The organism is Rathayibacter sp. AY1C9, from assembly GCF_002932315.1.
In the GTDB taxonomy this organism is placed as follows: Bacteria; Actinomycetota; Actinomycetes; order Actinomycetales; family Microbacteriaceae; genus Rathayibacter.
In genome coordinates this window covers 1-17,845 of sequence record NZ_PSVZ01000009.1, presented here as the reverse complement: position 1 = coordinate 17,845, position 17,845 = coordinate 1, and the positions used below count along the sequence as shown (strand labels likewise).

Here is a 17,845-nt window from a genome sequence, read left to right as displayed (position 1 = left end):
GCCCTGACGGCGCCCCGCCGGGTCAGCGCGCGGTGCTGTTCCGGCCGTCGCGCCAGCCGAGCAGGTCGCGCACGGGCGCGAGGTCGATGTCCGGACCGGTGATGCCGAGCGTGAACAGGCGGGCGCCCAGCTCGTACTGCTGGTCGAGCACGTCGAAGGAGGCGTCGCCGACACCGCCGCGCACGCTCGCGCCGGTCGAGATCTCGATCGCCGCCGGGTCGCGGTCGACGCGGCTGCACCACTCCGAGAGCACGCCGAGCTTGCGCTCGAGCGTCGGGACGTCCGAGAAGCTGTGCCAGAAGTCGGCGTGCTCGGCGACGATCCGCAGCGTCTTCTTCTCGCCGCCGCCGCCGATCATCACCGGGATGTCGCGGGTGGGCGCCGGGTTGAGCATCGACCACCGGCTGCGGATGCGCGGCATCGCCTCGGAGAGCTCGTCGAGGCGGGAGCCGGGAGTGCCAAACTGGTAGCCGTACTCCTCGTAGTCGCGCTCGAACCAGCCCGAGCCGATGCCGAAGATCAGACGGCCCTCGGCGCCCTTGGCGCTGATGTGGTCGACCGTGCGCGCCATGTCGGCGAGGAGGTCGGGGTTCCGGTAGCTGTTGCAGGTGACCAGCGGGCCGAACTCGATGCGGCTGGTCTGCTCGGCCCAGGCCGCGAGCATGCTCCAGCCCTCGAAGTGCAGGCCGTTCGGCTCTCCTGAGAGCGGGAAGAAGTGGTCCCAGTTGAAGGCGATGTCGACGCCGAGGTCCTCGAGCTCGGCGAGCGTGTCGCGGATGACCTCGTAGGGGACGTGCTGCGGTGCGATCTGGACGCCGATGCGGACGGGGCGCGCGTGTGCGGTTGTCATGCCCTCACGCTAGCGAGCGGTGCGCCTCACGGGGATCCCCGCTGCGGCCCGCGGAGGGACGGCGCGCTACTCCCCCGCCGGGTCCGGCGACGCCGAGGGCGCCTCGTCGCTCGTGGAGCGGGCGAGCTTGACGACGGTGGCCCCCTCGTCGTCGAACAGGCGGAGCCGTCCGCCGTCGATCGAGGCCATCGCCGCCTCCGAGAAGATCATCGGCAGTGCGACGCCGTCGCAGGCGATCAGCGTGCTCGGCCCGGCCGAGACGGTGAGGGCGCCCTCCTGGTCGATCGACCACTCGCCCTGCGCGCCGTTGCAGCCGTCGGAGCCCGTCCAGGTCCCGTCCTCCGCGATCAGGAGGAACGGCACGTCGGGCGCGTCGTAGGAGACGCCCGTCACCCAGCGGCCGACCAGGTCCTCCGGGGAGGGCGCCGTCATCGCGTCGACCCCGGAGCCCTCGGCGCAGCCGGTGAGCCCGAGCACGGCCGCGAGGACGAGGATTCCGCCCGCGCGTCCGGCCGCGACCCGCCTCATCGCCCGAGGAGCTTCTGCAGCTGCTCGAGCTCCTCCGGCGTGGGCTGGGCGCCCTTGCCGGCGCCGCCGCCCAGGCCGAAGCCGGAGCCGCCCGCGTCGCCCGGGCGGGGCCCGGAGGTGATCGCCGCGTTCTCGGCCGCGCGCTTGGCGGGGTTGCCGGACTTGCTGCTCTTCTTCTTCTGCGGCTTCGGGCGGCCCTGGTAGCCGGCGCCGGGCACGGGGCCCATCCCGGGGACCGAGGGCATGCCGCCCTTGGCGACCGTCTTCATCATCTTGGCGGCCTGCTCGAAGCGCTGGACGAGCTGGTTGACGTCCGTGACCGTCATGCCGGAGCCGCGGGCGATGCGCAGGCGCCGTGAGCCGTTGAGCAGCTTCGGGTTGACCCGCTCCGCCTTCGTCATCGACTGGATGATCGCCTCGGTGCGCACGATCTCGCGCTCGTCGAACTGGTCGAGCTGCTCGCGCATGCCCTTCGCGCCGGGCAGCATGCCGATCATCTTCTTGATCGAGCCCATGTTGCGCAGCTGCTGCATCTGGCCGAGGAAGTCGTCGAGGGTGAACGTGTCCCCCATGATCTTCTCGGCGATCTTGCGCGCCTCGTCCTCGTCGAACGCGGACTGGGCCTGCTCGATGAGCGTCAGCACGTCGCCGAGGTCGAGGATGCGGCTCGCCATGCGGTCGGGGTGGAACTGCTCGAAGTCGTCGAGCGACTCACCCGTGGAGGCGAAGAGGATCGGGCGGCCGGTGAGCGAGGCGACCGAGAGCGCCGCGCCTCCGCGGGCGTCGCCGTCGAGCTTGGAGAGGACGACGCCGGTGAAGTCGACGCCCTCCTGGAAGGCCTTGGCGGTCGCGACCGCGTCCTGGCCGATCATCGCGTCGATGACGAACAGGACCTCGTCGGGGTTCGTGACGCGGCGGATGTCGGCGGCCTGCTTCATCATGTCGGCGTCGACGCCGAGGCGTCCGGCCGTGTCGATGATGACCGTGTCGTACTGCTTGTCGGTCGCGAAGCGGATCGCGTTCTGGGCGACCTTGACCGGGTTGCCGACGCCGTTGCCCGGCTCCGGCGCGTAGACCGCGACTCCGGCCTGCTCGCCGACGACCTGCAGCTGCTGAACGGCGTTGGGGCGCTGGAGGTCGGCGGCGACGAGCAGCGGGGTGTGGCCGTCCTTGCCGAGGTACTTGCCGAGCTTGCCCGCGAGGGTCGTCTTGCCCGCGCCCTGGAGGCCGGCGAGCATGATGACGGTCGGCGGCCGCTTGGCGAACTCGAGCCGGCGCGACTGCCCGCCGAGGATCGCGACGAGCTCCTCGTTGACGATCTGGACGACCTGCTGGGCCGGGTTGAGCGCCTTGTTGACCTCGTCGCCGAGGGCGCGCTCGCGCACCTTGCCGGTGAACTCCTTCACGACCTCCAGCGCGACGTCGGCGTCAAGGAGGGCCCGCCGGATCTCGCGGACGGTGCCGTCGACGTCCGACGCGGAGAGCCTGCCCTTCGTCCGGAGGTTCTTGAAGGTCTCGACGAGTCGATCGGAGAGGGTGCCGAAAGTAGCCATGATGCCCGGAATTCTACCGGAGGCCCGGAGGGTCGGCGGGCGGGGCCGCCGATCGGCTCGCGATCGGCGCGATCACCGCGGAGCGGATTAACTGGTCCGGGTCCAAGAACAGGGCTAGGGTGGCCCGGTGATCGAGACACTGGTGGCGGGCGACTCCGCGGAACCCCTGGACTACGCCGACGGCTGGGAGCTGCAGCGCCGCCTGCACGCCGAGGTGGTGGCGGGCTCGAGGCCGGACACCCTCGTGCTCTGCGAGCACTCCTCCGTCTACACCGCAGGCAAGCGCACCGAGGCGCACGAGCGCCCGGTCGACGGCTCGCCCGTGGTCGACGTCGACCGCGGAGGGCGGATCACCTGGCACGGCCCGGGGCAGCTCGTCGGCTACCCGATCGTGCGGCTCGGCGAGCCCGTCGACGTGGTCGCCTACGTCCGCTCGCTGGAGGGCGTGCTGATCGCCGCTCTCGACGACCTGGGCGTGCAGGGGCGGCGCGTCGACGGGCGCTCGGGAGTGTGGATCCCGAGGGACGGCGGCGCCGACAAGATCGCCGCGATCGGCATCCGCGTCGCCTCGGGCGTGACGATGCACGGATTCGCCCTCAACGTCTCGAACAGCCTCGAGCCCTACGCCCGCATCGTCGCCTGCGGCATCGCCGACGCCGGAGTGACCACGCTCGAGCGCGAGCGCGGCGAAGCTCCGCCCATGGAGGCGGTGCGGGCGCGGGTGGCGGCGCGCTTCTCGGAGGCGGCCCCCGCCTTCTCCGCCCGCATCGAGGAGGTCGCCGCGTGAGCGCCGAGGCCGGCGGCCGCAAGCTGCTGCGGCTGGAGATCCGCAACGCCGAGACGCCGATCGAGCGCAAGCCCGAGTGGATCCGCACGAAGGCCTCGATGGGCCCGGAGTACCGGCAGCTGCAGTCGCTGGTGAAGAGCGAGGAGCTGCACACCGTCTGCCAGGAGGCGGGCTGCCCCAACATCTTCGAGTGCTGGGAGGACCGAGAGGCGACCTTCCTCATCGGGGGCGCCCAGTGCACCCGCCGCTGCGACTTCTGCCAAATCGACACCGGGAAGCCCGCGGACTACGACGCGGACGAGCCCCGGCGCGTCGGCGAGTCCGTGGCGCGGATGAACCTCCGCTACGCGACCGTCACCGGAGTCGCCCGCGACGACCTGCCCGACGAGGGCTCCTGGCTCTACGCCGAGACCATCCGCCAGATCCACGCCCAGGCTCCGGGCACGGGGGTCGAGATCCTGGTCCCGGACTTCACCGGCCGCGCCGAGCACCTGCAGCGGGTGTTCGACGCGGAGCCGGAGGTGTTCGCCCACAACGTCGAGACGGTGCCGCGGATCTTCAAGCGCATCCGGCCGGCCTTCCGCTACGAGCGCTCGCTCGACGTGCTCACCCAGGGCCGGGAGGCGGGGCTGATCACGAAGTCGAACCTCATTCTCGGCATGGGCGAGGAGCGGGAGGAGATCTCGCAGGCGCTGCAGGACCTCTACGACGCCGGCACCGACATCGTGACCATCACGCAGTACCTCCGCCCGACGCCGCGGCATCTGCCGGTGGACCGCTGGGTGCACCCGGAGGAGTTCGTGGCGATCAAGGAGGAGGCCGAGGACATCGGCTTCCTCGGCGTCCTCGCCGGGCCCCTGGTCCGCTCCTCCTACCGGGCCGGCCGGCTCTGGGCGCGCTCGATGGAGTCGAAGGGGCTGCCGGTCCCGGAGCACCTGCGCCACCTCGCCGACGCGGCGCTGGGCTTCTCGCAGGCCGTGTAGCCCGCCACCGGGACGGCGCCGGCGCGTCGTCCCGAGCGGGGCCGCTCAGCTGACGAGCTGCTGGGCGAAGACGTGGGGGGTGAAGCCGGTGAGGTCGCCGATGCCCTCGCCCTGGCCGACGAGCTTGATCGGGATGCCGGTGCGCTCCTGGACCGCGAGGACGAAGCCGCCCTTCGCGGAGCCGTCGAGCTTGGTGATGACCAGGCCGGTGACGCCCGCGTGCTCGATGAACGCCTCGGCCTGGCTCAGCCCGTTCTGACCGGTCGTCGCGTCGAGCACGAGCAGGATCTCGGAGATCGGGGCCTGCTTCTCGATGACGCGCTTGATCTTCGTGAGCTCGTCCATCAGCCCGCCCTTGGTGTGCAGGCGGCCGGCCGTGTCGATGATGACCATCTCGACGCCGGTGTCCTTCGCGAACTGCACGGTCTGGAAGGCGACGGACGCCGGATCCTGGCGCTCCTGCTGAGGGCGGACGATCTGGGCGTCGGCGCGCTGCGCCCAGGTGGCGAGCTGGTCGACCGCCGCCGCGCGGAAGGTGTCGGCCGCGCCGACCACGACGCTCCGGCCGTAGTTGCGGAGGAACTTGGCGAACTTGCCGATGGTCGTGGTCTTGCCGACGCCGTTCACGCCGACCACGAGGATCACGGCGGGGCGCTCGCTGAGCTTGAGGGTGGTGTCGTACTTCGACAGGCGCTCCTCGAGGGACTCGCGGAGCATCCGCTGCAGGTCGCGCGGGTCGGTGGTGGAGTAGCGGGCGACCTTGGCGCGGAGGTCGTCGACGATCTCCTCGGTGATGTCGGGGCCGAAGTCGGCGGTGATCAGCGCCGTCTCGAGGTCGTCCCAGGTCTGGTCGTCGATCGTGCGCTTCTCGAACAGGCCGCGCAGTGCGCGGCCGAGCGACCAGGAGGTGCGTTCTGCCATGGGTCCAGGCTACCGGCGGGCGCGCCTCCGAGCGGTCGGGGAGGCGGGTTCAGGCCGGGGGCGCGGCGACGCGCTGGCCGACGACGGCCGAGACGCCGTCCTGCCGCATCGACACGCCGTAGAGGGCGTCCGCGATCTCCATGGTCCGCTTCTGGTGGGTGATGACGATCAGCTGGCTCGAGGTGCGCAGGTCCTCGAAGATGCTGAGCAGTCGGCCGAGATTCGCGTCGTCGAGAGCGGCCTCCACCTCGTCCATGATGTAGAAGGGGCTCGGCCGCGACTTGAAGATGGCGACCATGAACGCCACGGCCGCGAGCGAGCGCTCCCCTCCGGAGAGGAGCGACAGCCGCTCGATCTTCTTGCCGGCCGGCCGCACCGCGACCTCGATGCCGGTGGTGCGCAGGTTCTCCGGGTCGGTCAGCCGGATGCTGCCGGTGCCGCCGGGGAAGAGGACGGGGAACACGTCCGCGAACGCCGCCTGCGTGTCGTCGAAGGCGGAGGCGAACACGGTCTGCATCGTCTCGTCGAGCTCCTCGATGATGGTGAGCAGGTCGCGCCGGGTCCCGGTGAGGTCGGCCAGCTGCTCGGTCAGGAACGCGTGCCGCTGCTCCAGCGCGGCGAACTCCTCCAGCGCGAGCGGATTGACGCGGCCCAGCTGCCCGAGCTGCTTCTCGGCCTTCTCGAGGCGGCGGCGCTGCTCCTCGCGGACGTAGGGCCGCGGCTCCTGCTCCTCGTCCGTCTCGTCGGGGACGCCGACTCCGGGACCGTACTCCTCCACCAGCACGTCCTCGGCGAGCCCGAGCTCGGACGCGGCGCGCTCGAGCAGACCGGTGAGCTGCAGCCTCTTCTCGTAGATCTGCAGCTCGAGGCCGTGCACGCTCTCGGTGACGGACTGGAGCCGGTCGCGCACGCTCCCCTCCTCGCGGCGGAGCCCCTGCAGCTCGGCGTTCTGCTGCGAGCGCGCCGCCTCGGCCGCGACGAGCTCGGCCCGGGCCTGCTGGACGGAGCGGTCGACGGAGGCGAGGACGGCGGGGAGCGCGGCGGTCACCTCGGCCGCGGCGTCGCGCTGGCGACGGCGGATCACGGCGCGGCGCGCGGCCTCGTCGGCCGCGGCGCGGTCGGCGGCCAGCTGGCGGGCAAGCGCCTCCCCGCGGGACTGCTCCGCCCGCACCCGCTCCTTGGCGGTCTCGACGCCGAGTCGCGCCTCGATCTCGCGCTCGCGTGCGGTGTCGACGTCGCTCTGCAGACCGTCGCGCGCGCTCGCGTCGAGCACCGGCCGGGGCCTGGCGCGCGCGGCGTCGAGCGCCGACCTCGCCTCCTGGGCCGCGCGCTCGGCGTCGCCGACCCGGTCCGAGGCGACGGCCAGCGCCCTCGAGCCCCGGCCGTGCTCGGCGGTGGCCGCCTCGAGCTGGGCGCGCACGCCGCCGAGCCGCTCGGTGTGGGCGGCACGGGCGGCGTCGTGCTCGCGGAGGGCCGAGAGCGCGCTCGCGGCCTGCTCCTTCGCGCCGCGGAGCGCTCCGGTCTGCTCGGCGAGTTCGAAGCGGAGCCGGTCGATCCCGCCCTCGACCTCCTCCAGCCGGGCGGCGGCGGAGTCGCGCTCGGAGACGAGCTCGATCCGGCTGCGCTGCCCGCCGGAGCCGGCGCTCTGCACGGCGTCGGAGACGGTCGCGCCGTCGCGGGTGACCAGGACGGTGCCCGGATCGATGCGCTCCCTCAGGCGCCGCGCCGCGGCGAGGTCCTCGACCACGAGCACGCGCTCGAGGAGCGAGAGGACCCCGACCGGCGCCGAGACGAGGTCGCCCGCGCGTTCCGCCCCCTCGGGAACGGTGAGAGCGACGTACGGCCGGGCGGCGTCGGCGACCAGCAGCTCGACGCGTCCGAGGTCGCGCTCCAGCGCGGCGTCCAGAGCCGCGTCGGCCCGGGTGGTCGACTCGACCAGCACGGCGTCGGCGACCGCGCCGAGGGCGGCGGCGATCGCGGCCTCGGAGCCCGGCCGCACCTGGATCCGCTCGGCGACCCGGCCGCGCACCCCCTCGATCCGGGCGGCGATCAGCTCGGCCGAGCCGTCCGAGACGTCGAGGGCCAGCGACAGGGCACCCGTGCGGGCGGCCAGCGCCTCGCGCTCGCGCTCCAGGGCGTGCAGCTCCTCGCGCAGCCGCTCGATTCCGGCCTCGGCGGCCGAGACCGCGGACTGGGCGAGCTCGTAGCCCTCGTCGAGGCCGCCGTCGGGGCCACGGCCCGCGTCGTCCAGCTCGGCCTCCAGAGCGTCGAGCGCCCGCCGCGCCGCCTCCTTCCGCCGGTCGGCCGCGTCGAGGGTGTTCTGCGCGCGCAGGACCTCGCCCCGGACGGACGCGAGACGGGAGGCGGCGGTGTCGGCCTGCCCCGAGAGGGTGGAGAGCTCGAGGTCGTAGCGCGAGACGAGGGCCGCCTGCGCGGCGATCTCCTCGTCGACCGCGTCGAGGGCGGAGCGGGCGGCGACGGTCGTGCGCTGCGCCTGGACCCACGCCGTCTCCGCGTCGAGGACGGCCTGCCGCAGGCGCTCCAACTCGACCCGCGCCTCCTCCACCTGCGCCGGCGTCACGCGCGGCTGGATCTGCGGCTGCTCGGACTCGAGCTCGAGCATCGCGAGCCGCTGCCCGGCGAGGGCCGAGAGGTTGCGCAGCCGCTCCTGCACCGACTCCAGCTCGAACGAGGTGCGCCGGGCGTCGTCGACCGCGTCGCCGACCACCTCCGCCTCGATCCGCGCTCGCCGGAGCGTCGCCTGCTCGAGCCGCTGCTGCAGGACCACCCGCTCGCTGTGCCGCTCGCTCTCGGTGCGGGCGAAGCCGTCCAGAGCGGTCCGGAGCTCGACCACGTCGTCGGCGAGCAGGCGCGCCCGGGCGTCGCGCACCACGGCGGCGATCGTCTGAGCCTGCCGTGCGACCTCGGCCTGGCGCCCGAGGGGCTTGAGCTGGCGCCGGATCTCGCCCGCGAGGTCGGAGAGGCGGGTCAGGTTCGCCTGCATCGCCTCGAGCTTGCGGAGCGTCTTCTCCTTGCGGCGTCGGTGCTTGAGGATCCCGGCGGCCTCCTCGATGAACCCGCGCCGCTCCTCGGGGGTCGCGTGCAGCACGGCGTCGAGCTGTCCCTGCCCCACGATGACGTGCATCTCGCGCCCGAGACCGGAGTCGCTCAGCAGCTCCTGCACGTCGAGCAGCCGGCAGCCGCGTCCGTTGATCGCGTACTCGCTGCCGCCGTTGCGGAAGAGGGTCCGGGTGATCGTCACCTCGGTGTACTCGATCGGCAGGGCGCCGTCCGAGTTGTCGATGGTGAGCGCGACCTCGGCGCGGCCGAGGGGTCCGCGGGTGGAGGTGCCCGCGAAGATGACGTCCTCCATCTTGCCGCCGCGGAGCGTCTTCGCCCCCTGCTCCCCCATCACCCAGGCGAGCGCGTCGACGACGTTGCTCTTGCCCGAGCCGTTGGGGCCGACGACGCAGGTGACCCCCGGCTCGAAGGCGAACGTGGTCGGCTGAGCGAAGGACTTGAACCCCTTGAGGGTCAGGCTCTTCAGGTACACCCGGCCGCCTCGCTCCCGTCCACAACGCCTCCACGGTAGCCGACGGCCGCGGCCGGGCCGGGAGGCGGAGCCCCGACCGGCCGACGGACCGCCGCGATCCCGCACCGGAACAGGCGCAGGAGGCCGCCGCGGGCGCCGGGACGTGCACACTGGGGTGGTGAACCGCACCTCCGACCCGGCGCTCCGGATCCGCGAGCTCGCGATCCCCGAGGCCGTGGGCGCCCACGGCTGGAGCGACTTCCTCGCCCTGACCGCGATCGGCGATGCGGTGGGGACCGCCCCGGACTGCCGGGCCGTCTACACCTGGAACGCCGAGGAGAACCGACCGATGCTCGCTGTGAACGAGGCCGTCGGCTTCACCCCCGTCGCCCACGAGGGCCAGTGGAGGAAGGAGCTCCCATGACCCCGCTCGTCGAGCCCGGACCGCCGCTGACCGCCGCCGAGCGCGAGCGGTTCGCCCGGCAGATCCGCCTGGCGCCCCTCGGGGAGCTCGGACAGCGGCGCCTCCGGAACGCGCGCGTGCTGATCCTCGGCGCGGGCGGCATCGGCTCGCCGGTGATCACGGCGCTCGCCGCGGCCGGGATCGGGCGGCTCGGCATCGTGGACGGCGATGTCGTCGAGCTCTCGAACCTGGCGCGGCAGACGGCGCACGACGACTCCTCGGTGGGCCGGTCGAAGGCGGAGTCGGCGGCGGCGACCGCGCGGCGGCTCTCCCCCGGCATCGACGCCCGGGCCTTCCCGGTGTCGCTGACCTCGGCCAACGTCGACGCCCTGGTGGCGGGCTGGGACGTCGTGGTCGACGGCTTCGACACCTTCGGCGCGCGCTACCTCGCCTCGGACGCGACGACGCGCGCCGGGATCCCGCACGTGTGGGGATCGGCACTCGGCTTCGACGGGCAGCTCTCGACCTTCTGGGCCGGCGCCCCGGGCGGAGGGGTGACCCTGCGCGCGCTGCACCCCGAGGCCGAGGACGCGGGCGACAGCTGCTCGACGGTGGGCGTGCTGGGCGCGCTCTGCGCGCTGATCGGCTCGGCCATGGCGGCCGAGGTCGTGAAGCTCGTGACCGGGGCGGGCGAGCCGCTGTTCGGTCGCGTCCTCGTGCACGACGCCCTCGACTCCTCCTGGGCCGAGCTCCCTCTCGAGCGGCGGGTGCCGCCGGTCCCGGAGCGGCGGGCCGCGGCGGGCTCGATCACGGCGGCCGAGCTGCGGGAGCGGCTGGCCGGGCCGACGCCCCCGACCGTCGTCGACCTCCGCGAGGACGACGAGGACCGGACCGTCGCGGTGCCCGGTGCCGTGCGGATGCCGATGTCGCGCTTCGACCCCGTCGCTCTGCCGGCCGGTCCGCTCGTGCTGCACTGCGCCTCCGGGGTCCGATCGCGTCTCGCGGCGGAGCGCGCGGCGGCGGCGGGCGTGGCGTCCGACTCGCTCGACGGCGGGATGGCGTCGTGGCGGGAGCGGTGACCCGCGCCGCGGCCGCGTGCGCCGCGGAACGGGAGGGGTGAGGCGCACCCAGCGCCCTGCCGATCGGCGACCCGGGATGTTCGGTGCTCGCAGCGGAGAGGATCCGTCCTTCTCCGCGGATCAGGGCGGAGCAGTGTCCGAAGCTGATCGGCGGTGGCGTGCTCGCGGCCACCGTTCCGAGGAGAGCACCCATGCCGACGCCTTCACCGCACTCCGCGCGGCAGGCGGCGCTGCTCGATCCTCCCGACCCGCTCGACCCCGGCGCGGAGGCGTGATGCCCGAGGTCTGGAGTCCCGCCGAGAGGCGGCTGCGTCGGCTCGGCTGGATTCCGCGGCGCCCCCTTCCGCGAGGTGCCGTCTGCGACGCGATCGTCTCGCCGCGCCTCAGCCTCAGCCGCGCCTGGCTGCAGACCGGGGAGTTCGAGGTCCTCCCCCATCCCGGAAGGCTCCGCGTGCTCTTCAGCCTCGACGGGACCGGCCGCCTCTCCGCCCGGGGCCGCGACCACCGGCTCCCGGCCGGCAGCGCTCTCGTGACCCGCGCCTCGACGGTGCAGTACGCGGCGGCGCTCAGTCCGTGGGCGCGCTTCGAGTGGCAGCTGCGCCCCTCGGTGCTCCGCGCGAGCGAGTTCGCCTCGCTCACGGACCGGGTCCTCGCCCTCCCCGAGGCCTACTGGCGCGCACTCACCGGTGCGGCGAACACCGTCCTCACTTTCGGCGTCGAGCCCTCGGACGCGGCCTTCGAGCACTTCGAGATCGCGAGCGAGCACCTCCTGGCCTCGGCCTTCTCGGCGCTGCTGCCCTCCTCCGACCGGGAGGACCGGTCCCCCGCCGCCGTGTACGCGAACGGCACGCGCCTGATCGAGCGGCACTACCGCGACCGCTCCTTCACGGTGGAGACGCTCGCGGAGAGTCTCGGCGTGTCGGTCAGCCACCTGCACCGGGCGTTCTCGGCCGCCGGCACCACCCCTCGTCAGCGGATCGAGCGCGCGCGGGCCTTCGAGGCGCAGCGCCTCCTCGACGAGCCCGGCCCGCGGGCGGCGACGGACCTGGACCGCGTGGCGCGGTCGGCCGGCTTCAGCTCGCGGATCCACATGCAGCGGACCCTCCGCCGGATCGACGACGCGAGCTGACGTGGGCCGCCGCGTCCCCCGCGCCGGACGGGCTCCCGGCGAGGAGGCGCCCTGAGTGGCTCCCCCGGTCCGGCGGCGCGACGGAACGTCCACGGTCGGGCATGGAACCTCGTCGCGGCCCGTTCCGCGTCGACCGGAGGCCGGACGTTCGGCAGGATCGGCGCGTCCACCACCCCTCGCACGAAAGAAAGAAAAGGAACACCATGACGGACACCAACGCCCTGGACCCGACGGCAGCGCACTCGCGCTCCCTCCCACCGCGGATCGACTCGACCGGCGGGGGCCCGCCCGGCGGACGATCATGTCGGGTGCGGCCTGGTCCGTCCCCGTCGTCGCCGCGGCGGTCGCGACCCCCGCGGCCGCCGCGTCCACCGGCCTCACCCTCGCCTTCGACGCCCCGGCGTACTCCTTCCCCGCCTGCACCACGAGAACGGTCTCCGTCCTCGCCACGACCAACGGCGCTCCCGCTGCCGGCGACACGGTCACCATCACTCTCCCCGCCGGCCTGACCAGCGGCGGCGCGCAGACCGTCAGGGCGACGACCGGCGCGGACGGACGCGTGAGCATCCCGGTCACGGCCGGGAACGTGGCGCAGAACGGCATCACCCTCTCCGCCGTCTCCGGCGCCGCGGGCGCGACGGCGACCGCGAGCACCACCGCGACCACGGGGACCGCCGTCCGGTACGTCACCGACGGCGGACGGACGACGACGGAGTCGAACGGCAACGTGCCCTCGGGAGCCAAGACCGTCGGACCCCGGTACTACCTGACGGAGTCGGGCGAGCTCTATCACGGCGGGGGGCGGATCGCGCGCGGCGTCACCAGCGTCCAGGGCTTCCGCGACGAGCAGAACCGCGACGTCGCCGACTTCGTCGTCGACGGCGTCTTCTACCGCTTCGTCACCGGAGAGGCCGCGCCGAAGGCCATCGGGAGCGGCGTGCCGGCCGGATCGACGGTCCATGCGCCCGCCTTCTACGTCACACCGAACGGCGAGCTGCGGCGCGCCGGCGGAGCCCTCGTGACCACCGGAGTGACGAGCGCGGACTCCTTCCGCGACCAGAGCAACAACGACGTCATTGACGTGATCGTCGGCTCGGAGCTCGTCCGCTACATCTCCTCCACGAAGAACCAGGTCTACGCCAGGAACGTTCCGGCAGGATCGACGGCCTTGGCGCCCTCGTACCACCTGACGCCGGACGGGCGCCTCTTCAACAGCAGCATCCTGGTCGCCACCGGGGTGACCAGTGCCGACGCCTACCGCGATCGACAGAACCGTGACGTCGTGGACGTGATCCAGAACGGCGCTCTCGTCCGGTACGGCGCGTTCGCGGACAGGACGCAGCCGCAGATCCGCGTCGCCTCCGGTGTGCCTTCCGACGCCACCATCTTCGCGCCGGACGCCTACGTGACCCGGGACGGCAGGGCCTTCGTCAGCGGCGTGCTGGTCGCCACCGGAGTCTCCTCGGCGTTCGGATTCCTCGACGTGCAGAACCGCAACGTGCTCGACACGATGACCAACGTCCTGTGCCCGTGACGCACGGGATCGGCCGCTGACCCGGTCCTGCCCCGCCGCACGCGGGTCCGAGGGAGGCGTCCCGCGGGTCCCTGTGCGGCGGGACAGGACCAGTCCGTCCTCGGGATGCAGCGTCCTCCAGAAGCGCGGACGCACCTGCTGCGGACCGCCCGGAGCGGACGCACCGGTCCGGTCGAGGACGGCTCGTCACGGAGGGCTCTTCGGGGTCAGCCGCCGGCGAACGGCGGCAGGACGTCGACCGCGGCATCGCGACGCAGCGGCGTGGCCCTGTCCGCGGTCGACACGCCGTCGACCAGGTAGGTGCACCGTGCGAGCACGTCGGCGGCCGAGGGCGCGGAGGCGACGAGTCTCTCCTCGAGAGCGCCCAGGTCGGGCACCTCGTCGAGCTCGTCGGAACCACGGCCGAGGGCGGCTTTGGCCGCCGCGAAGTAGCGGACCCGCATGCTCATCCGCCGATCGCGCTCATCGTGCGCTCGGGCTGCACGAAGCCCGCCCTGTTCATCTCGTGTCCCGCGGGCTTGGCCCACATCGCCCCGCGCCAGAGCTGGGCGACCTCGTGGTCGTCCGCGCCCGCGCGCATCGGGCCGAGCAGGTCCGTCTCCTCGTTCGAGAAGAGGCAGCTGCGGACACCTCCTTCGGCGGTGAGCCGGGTGCGGCGGCAGTCGTCGCAGAAGTTCTCGGTGACGGACGCGATGATCCCCACCTGGCCGAGCACCTCGGACCCCCCGGCCTCGCGGACGTCGAAGAGCTCGGCGGGGGCGCCGTCACGGGGGGCCGCGTGCGGGCTGAGCGAGAAGCGCTCCGAGAGCAGCGCCCGGATGTCCGCGGCGGTGATCATGGTCGCGCGGTCCCAGCCGTGGTCGGCGTCGAGCGCCATCTGCTCGATGAAGCGGAGCTGGTGGCCTCCCGCGAGGGCCCAGGCGAGCAGCTCCGGGGCCTCGTGGTCGTTGATCCCGGGCAGGAGCACCGCGTTGATCTTGGTCTGGTCCAGGCCGGCGGGACCGAGCGCGTCGATGCCCGCGAGCACGCGGTCGAGGAACGGGCGACGGGTGACCTTCGCGAAGGTCTCGGCGCAGATGGAGTCGAGCGAGACGTTGACGCGGTTCAGACCGGCGTCGGCGAGCGCCGCCGCCCGACCCGACAGGCCGATCGCGTTCGTGGTGAGCGAGATCTCGGGGCGCGGGTCGAGGGAGGCGACGTCGCGGATGATGTCGACGAGGTCCTTGCGCAGGAGCGGCTCGCCGCCGGTGAAGCGGATCTGGCGGACGCCGAACTGCTCCACGGCGATGCGCGCGAGGCGGAGGATCTCCTCACGGCTGAGCAGGGACGCGGGCGGCTGGAACGGAAGGCCCTCCGCCGGCATGCAGTAGGTGCAGCGCAGATTGCACTTGTCCGTCAGCGAGATCCGCAGATCGTCCGCGACGCGCCCGTAGGTGTCCAGGAGGAGCGGGGTGGCGGGGCGGTCGGCCGGGAGGACCGCGCTGCGCTGTCGGGGCCGGAAGCCCGGGATCCCCAGTGCTGTGCTCATCCGCTCACACTACGCCGCGGAACCGGGCGCGACCCGGCAAGATGGACTCGGTCCCGCCGCCGGTCGGGCTCCGCCGCTCGCGAGAGGACACGATGACCTCGATCGACCTGCACGCCGCCCGGGTGCGGGCGCTGCTCGCGCCGCTGGCCACGCGGGGCGCCCGCGAGACGCTGAGCCTGGAGCCGGCCGCCGTCGCCGCCGATCCGGGCGCGTACGACCGGCGGGTCCTCGCCCGCTCCGTCGACTCCCCGCTCGACCTGCCGCGCTTCGACAACTCGCAGATGGACGGCTTCGCGGTGCGGGCGGCCGACCTCGACGCGGCGGCGCCGGAGCATCCCGTCGCCCTGCCCGTCTCGGCGCCGATCCCCGCGGGCGACCGGGCGCCGCGGCACGAGCCCGGCACGGCGACACCGATCATGACCGGCTCGCCGCTGCCGGTGGGGGCCGACGCCGTCGTCCCGGTCGAGCGCGTCGATCCTCCGCGCTTCCCCGAGGAGGGCAGCGTCGCCTTCGCGCACCCGGTGGTGCCGGCGACCTTCGTCCGAGCCCGGGGCAGCGACGCCCGCCGCGGCGAGCTCGCCCTCCCGGCCGGCACGGTCCTCCGCGCGGCCCACTACGGACTCCTCGCCTCCCTCGGGCTGACCGAGGCGGAGGTGCTGCCGCGACTCCGGGTGCTCGTCGTCCCCACCGGCAACGAGATCCGTCCCGCAGGCGCCGTCCTCGAGGAGGCGCAGATCCACGACGCGAACGGCGCCCTGCTGGCCGAGGCCGTCCGCGAAGCGGGCGCGCTGCCCGTCGTCGCCGCATGCACGAGCGATCGGGCCGAGGACCTCCTGGCGCTGCTCGAGGAGCACGCGGGCGCGGCCGACCTGGTGATCACGGTCGGCGGTGTCAGCGCGGGCGCCTACGAGGTCGTCCGCGACGCGCTCGGCCCGGCGGGCTCGGAGTTCGGCCACGTCGAGATGCAGCCGGGCGGCCCGCAGGGCCTCGGTCTCGTGCGCGTGGCCGAGGGGCTGCACCTGCCGGTCGTCTCGCTTCCCGGGAACCCGGTGAGCGCCCTGGTCTCGTTCGAGGTGTTCCTCCGGCCCGTGCTGCGCTCGCTCGCGGGACGGACGCCCGCCGAGCGGCCGCGGCTCCGTGCGCGCCTCGGCACGGCGCTCGACTCGCCCGCGCACCTGCACCAGATCCGCCGCGGAGTCCTCGACGACGAGGGCCTCGTGCACCCGGTGGGCGGGCCCGGCTCGCACCTGCTGGCGTCCTACGCCCGCTCCACCGTGCTCATCCACGTCCCCGTCGGGACGGACCACGCAGCGACCGGCGACACGGTCGAGATCTGGAGGATCGATGACTGAGAGCGATCGGCTCACCCATGTGCGCGGCGACGGAGCCGTGCACATGGTCGATGTGAGCGCGAAGGAGGTCACGGCGCGCACCGCCGTCGCCGAGGGCTACGTCGAGACCTCGCCCGAGGTGGTGCGGCTCCTCGAGCAGGGCGAGCTGCCCAAGGGCGAAGCGCTCGGCGTGGCGCGGATCGCCGGGATCCTCGGCGCGAAGGCGACCTCGACCCTCATCCCGCTCTGCCACCCGCTCGCGCTGGACGGCGTCGACGTGGACCTCGAGCCGCAGGACGGCCGCGTCCGGATCGAGGCGCGCGTGCGCACGACCGGGCGTACCGGCGTCGAGATGGAGGCGCTGACCGCGGTCAGCGTGGCCGCCCTCACGGTCTACGACATGATCAAGGCGGTCGATCGCGGTGCCGCGATCACCGGTATCCGTGTGCTCGCGAAGGCGGGCGGGAGGAGCGGCTCGTGGACGAGCGGAGGAACCCCGTGACGCGGCGGGCGGTGGCGGTCGTCGCCTCCACCCGTGCCGCCTCCGGCGTGTACGAGGACCGGACGGGACCGGCGCTCGAGGCCTGGTTCACCACCCGCGGCTGGGAGTCCCGGGTGGTCGTCGTGGCCGACGGCGACGCGGTGGGCGAGGCGATCGCCGACGCGATCGGCAGCGGAGTCGACGTGGTCGTGACCACCGGCGGGACGGGCGTCGCCCCGAGCGACGTCACCCCGGAGCAGACCGCCCCCCTCCTGGAGCGGCCCCTGCCCGGCCTCGCCGAGGCGGTGCGCGCCAAGGGCGCCGCCCACGTCCCGACCGCCGTGCTCAGCCGCGGGCTCGCCGGCGTCAGCGGCCGCACCGTCGTGGTGAACCTCCCCGGCTCCCCCGGCGGCGTCCGCGACGGGATCGACGTGCTCGACCCGGTGATCGGGCACCTGCTCGACCAGCTCGGAGGCGGCGACCATGCCCGCTGAGCCGGTCGCCCTCGCCCGGCTCGCGGCCGAGGCCATCACCGTCGACGAGTGCGAGCAGGCGGTCGACTCCCCGACGCACGGCGCCGTCGTGACCTTCGCGGGCGTCGTCCGCGACCACGACGAGGGCCGCGGCGTGCTCCGGCTGTCCTACGAGGCGCACCCGGACGCCCCCGCCGCACTCCTCGCCTCCGCCCGCCGCATCGCCGAGCGCTGGCCTGACGTCCGGATCGCCGCCGTGCACCGGGTCGGCGACCTCGTGGTCGGCGACCTCGCCCTCGCCTGCGCCGTGGCCTCGGCCCACCGCGCAGCGGCCTTCGAAGCCTGCGCGGCACTGGTCGACGACATCAAGGCGTCGGTGCCGATCTGGAAGGAGCAGTCCTTCGTCGACGGCAGCTCGGAGTGGGTCGCGAGCCTCGGCTGATCTTCCTTCGAGCCCGTCCCCGCCGGGCTCGGCGCGGTCGGCCGGAGAGGGTGGTCACGTTTCGCAGAGCGGGGAGCGATCGCCTAGATCGATCCGGTGGCACGCGGATCGATCGTTCGGCTCGAGGGTGTTTCATACCGAGCCCGTCCCCGCCGGGCTCGGCGCGGTCGGCCGGAGAGGGTGGCTGCGATTCGCAGAGCGGGGAGCGACCGCCTAGACCGATCCGCTGGCACGCGGATCGATCGTTCGGCTCGGGGGGAGAGCGAGGGGGTGGCGGGTCGACATCGGGAG

General features: G+C 73.7%; 17 protein-coding genes. 10 read left to right on the top strand and 7 right to left on the bottom strand.

Annotation, left to right across the window (positions count from 1 at the left end):
- Nucleotides 1-22: 22 nt before the first annotated feature.
- The 3 genes from C5D09_RS08240 to ffh form a co-directional block, all read right to left on the bottom strand.
- Nucleotides 23-850: an LLM class F420-dependent oxidoreductase gene (locus C5D09_RS08240; RefSeq protein WP_104269062.1), complete on the bottom strand. Its 828-nt coding sequence runs from the start codon at nucleotides 848-850 to the stop codon at nucleotides 23-25.
- A gap of 66 nt (nucleotides 851-916) precedes the next feature.
- On the bottom strand, nucleotides 917-1,378 hold the full coding sequence (locus tag C5D09_RS08235; protein ID WP_104260572.1) for an META domain-containing protein: 462 nt from the start codon (nucleotides 1,376-1,378) through the stop codon (nucleotides 917-919).
- Entirely contained in the window at nucleotides 1,375-2,931 is a 1,557-nt protein-coding gene (gene ffh, locus C5D09_RS08230) for a signal recognition particle protein (RefSeq protein WP_104269061.1), read from the bottom strand. The genes C5D09_RS08235 and ffh overlap by 4 nt, the downstream gene beginning before the upstream one ends.
- Before the next feature lie 127 nt (nucleotides 2,932-3,058).
- On the opposite strand from ffh, the gene lipB reads away from it, so the two are divergent.
- Both lipB and lipA read left to right on the top strand, forming a co-directional pair.
- Nucleotides 3,059-3,718, top strand: coding sequence for a lipoyl(octanoyl) transferase LipB (gene lipB, locus C5D09_RS08225; RefSeq protein WP_104269060.1), 660 nt, complete (start codon nucleotides 3,059-3,061; stop codon nucleotides 3,716-3,718).
- On the top strand, nucleotides 3,715-4,701 hold the full coding sequence (lipA, locus tag C5D09_RS08220; RefSeq protein ID WP_104226884.1) for a lipoyl synthase: 987 nt from the start codon (nucleotides 3,715-3,717) through the stop codon (nucleotides 4,699-4,701). Before lipB ends, lipA begins: the two co-directional genes overlap by 4 nt.
- Before the next feature lie 45 nt (nucleotides 4,702-4,746).
- Here the strand turns inward: lipA and ftsY are convergent, their stop codons facing one another.
- Both ftsY and smc read right to left on the bottom strand, forming a co-directional pair.
- The gene (gene ftsY / locus C5D09_RS08215) at nucleotides 4,747-5,622 is read right to left on the bottom strand and encodes a signal recognition particle-docking protein FtsY (RefSeq protein ID WP_104223920.1); all 876 of its coding nucleotides are present in this window, start codon (nucleotides 5,620-5,622) and stop codon (nucleotides 4,747-4,749) included.
- 49 nt (nucleotides 5,623-5,671) lie between these two features.
- Nucleotides 5,672-9,175 carry a chromosome segregation protein SMC gene (gene smc, locus C5D09_RS08210; protein ID WP_104269059.1) on the bottom strand — a complete coding sequence of 1,168 codons (3,504 nt, stop codon included), beginning with the start codon at nucleotides 9,173-9,175 and terminating at the stop codon, nucleotides 5,672-5,674.
- Nucleotides 9,176-9,332: 157 nt separating this feature from the next.
- Here smc and C5D09_RS17940 point away from each other — a divergent pair, with 157 nt between their 5' ends.
- The 4 genes from C5D09_RS17940 (at nucleotide 9,333) to C5D09_RS08190 (ending at nucleotide 13,299) form a co-directional block, all read left to right on the top strand.
- Nucleotides 9,333-9,578 (top strand): hypothetical protein, encoded by a 246-nt coding sequence (locus tag C5D09_RS17940; protein WP_146080865.1) that lies wholly within the window; start codon nucleotides 9,333-9,335, stop codon nucleotides 9,576-9,578.
- Nucleotides 9,575-10,636, top strand: coding sequence for a ThiF family adenylyltransferase (locus C5D09_RS08200; protein ID WP_104226886.1), 1,062 nt, complete (start codon nucleotides 9,575-9,577; stop codon nucleotides 10,634-10,636). The genes C5D09_RS17940 and C5D09_RS08200 overlap by 4 nt, the downstream gene beginning before the upstream one ends.
- Before the next feature lie 274 nt (nucleotides 10,637-10,910).
- Entirely contained in the window at nucleotides 10,911-11,765 is an 855-nt protein-coding gene (locus tag C5D09_RS08195; RefSeq protein ID WP_104269058.1) for an AraC family transcriptional regulator, read from the top strand.
- Between the two features lie 301 nt (nucleotides 11,766-12,066).
- The gene (locus C5D09_RS08190; RefSeq protein ID WP_104269057.1) at nucleotides 12,067-13,299 is read left to right on the top strand and encodes a hypothetical protein; all 1,233 of its coding nucleotides are present in this window, start codon (nucleotides 12,067-12,069) and stop codon (nucleotides 13,297-13,299) included.
- Between the two features lie 206 nt (nucleotides 13,300-13,505).
- On the opposite strand, the gene C5D09_RS08185 is transcribed toward C5D09_RS08190, so the two are convergent.
- Both C5D09_RS08185 and moaA read right to left on the bottom strand, forming a co-directional pair.
- The gene (locus tag C5D09_RS08185; RefSeq protein WP_104269056.1) at nucleotides 13,506-13,748 is read right to left on the bottom strand and encodes a MoaD/ThiS family protein; all 243 of its coding nucleotides are present in this window, start codon (nucleotides 13,746-13,748) and stop codon (nucleotides 13,506-13,508) included.
- A complete protein-coding gene (gene moaA / locus C5D09_RS08180; protein WP_104226889.1) occupies nucleotides 13,745-14,827 on the bottom strand; it encodes a GTP 3',8-cyclase MoaA in 1,083 nt (360 codons plus the stop codon). The genes C5D09_RS08185 and moaA overlap by 4 nt, the downstream gene beginning before the upstream one ends.
- A gap of 92 nt (nucleotides 14,828-14,919) precedes the next feature.
- On the opposite strand from moaA, the gene glp reads away from it, so the two are divergent.
- Genes glp through C5D09_RS08160 form a run of 4 tightly spaced genes read left to right on the top strand, consistent with a single transcriptional unit; the run spans nucleotide 14,920 to nucleotide 17,554 of the window.
- Nucleotides 14,920-16,179 carry a gephyrin-like molybdotransferase Glp gene (gene glp / locus C5D09_RS08175; protein ID WP_104269101.1) on the top strand — a complete coding sequence of 420 codons (1,260 nt, stop codon included), beginning with the start codon at nucleotides 14,920-14,922 and terminating at the stop codon, nucleotides 16,177-16,179.
- Nucleotides 16,172-16,660, top strand: a complete 489-nt coding sequence (moaC, locus tag C5D09_RS08170) for a cyclic pyranopterin monophosphate synthase MoaC (protein ID WP_104232482.1) — start codon at nucleotides 16,172-16,174, stop codon at nucleotides 16,658-16,660. Before glp ends, moaC begins: the two co-directional genes overlap by 8 nt.
- The gene (locus C5D09_RS08165) at nucleotides 16,636-17,133 is read left to right on the top strand and encodes a molybdenum cofactor biosynthesis protein B (RefSeq protein WP_244229433.1); all 498 of its coding nucleotides are present in this window, start codon (nucleotides 16,636-16,638) and stop codon (nucleotides 17,131-17,133) included. The genes moaC and C5D09_RS08165 overlap by 25 nt, the downstream gene beginning before the upstream one ends.
- Nucleotides 17,123-17,554, top strand: coding sequence for a molybdenum cofactor biosynthesis protein MoaE (locus tag C5D09_RS08160; protein ID WP_104226891.1), 432 nt, complete (start codon nucleotides 17,123-17,125; stop codon nucleotides 17,552-17,554). The genes C5D09_RS08165 and C5D09_RS08160 overlap by 11 nt, the downstream gene beginning before the upstream one ends.
- Nucleotides 17,555-17,845 lie beyond the last annotated feature (291 nt).

Excerpts from the sequence above, each read along its gene's own strand:
- C5D09_RS08195 (WP_104269058.1), top strand. The coding sequence starts at position 10,911 with ATGCCCGAGGTCTGGAGTCCCGCCGAGAGGCGGCTGCGTCGGCTCGGC.
- ffh (WP_104269061.1), bottom strand. The coding sequence starts at position 2,931 with ATGGCTACTTTCGGCACCCTCTCCGATCGACTCGTCGAGACCTTCAAG.
- C5D09_RS08160 (WP_104226891.1), top strand. The coding sequence starts at position 17,123 with ATGCCCGCTGAGCCGGTCGCCCTCGCCCGGCTCGCGGCCGAGGCCATC.
- glp (WP_104269101.1), top strand. The coding sequence starts at position 14,920 with ATGACCTCGATCGACCTGCACGCCGCCCGGGTGCGGGCGCTGCTCGCG.
- C5D09_RS08190 (WP_104269057.1), top strand. The coding sequence starts at position 12,067 with ATGTCGGGTGCGGCCTGGTCCGTCCCCGTCGTCGCCGCGGCGGTCGCG.
- C5D09_RS08185 (WP_104269056.1), bottom strand. The coding sequence starts at position 13,748 with ATGAGCATGCGGGTCCGCTACTTCGCGGCGGCCAAAGCCGCCCTCGGC.
- C5D09_RS08240 (WP_104269062.1), bottom strand. The coding sequence starts at position 850 with ATGACAACCGCACACGCGCGCCCCGTCCGCATCGGCGTCCAGATCGCA.
- C5D09_RS08235 (WP_104260572.1), bottom strand. The coding sequence starts at position 1,378 with ATGAGGCGGGTCGCGGCCGGACGCGCGGGCGGAATCCTCGTCCTCGCG.
- moaA (WP_104226889.1), bottom strand. The coding sequence starts at position 14,827 with ATGAGCACAGCACTGGGGATCCCGGGCTTCCGGCCCCGACAGCGCAGC.
- moaC (WP_104232482.1), top strand. The coding sequence starts at position 16,172 with ATGACTGAGAGCGATCGGCTCACCCATGTGCGCGGCGACGGAGCCGTG.
- C5D09_RS08200 (WP_104226886.1), top strand. The coding sequence starts at position 9,575 with ATGACCCCGCTCGTCGAGCCCGGACCGCCGCTGACCGCCGCCGAGCGC.
- ftsY (WP_104223920.1), bottom strand. The coding sequence starts at position 5,622 with ATGGCAGAACGCACCTCCTGGTCGCTCGGCCGCGCACTGCGCGGCCTG.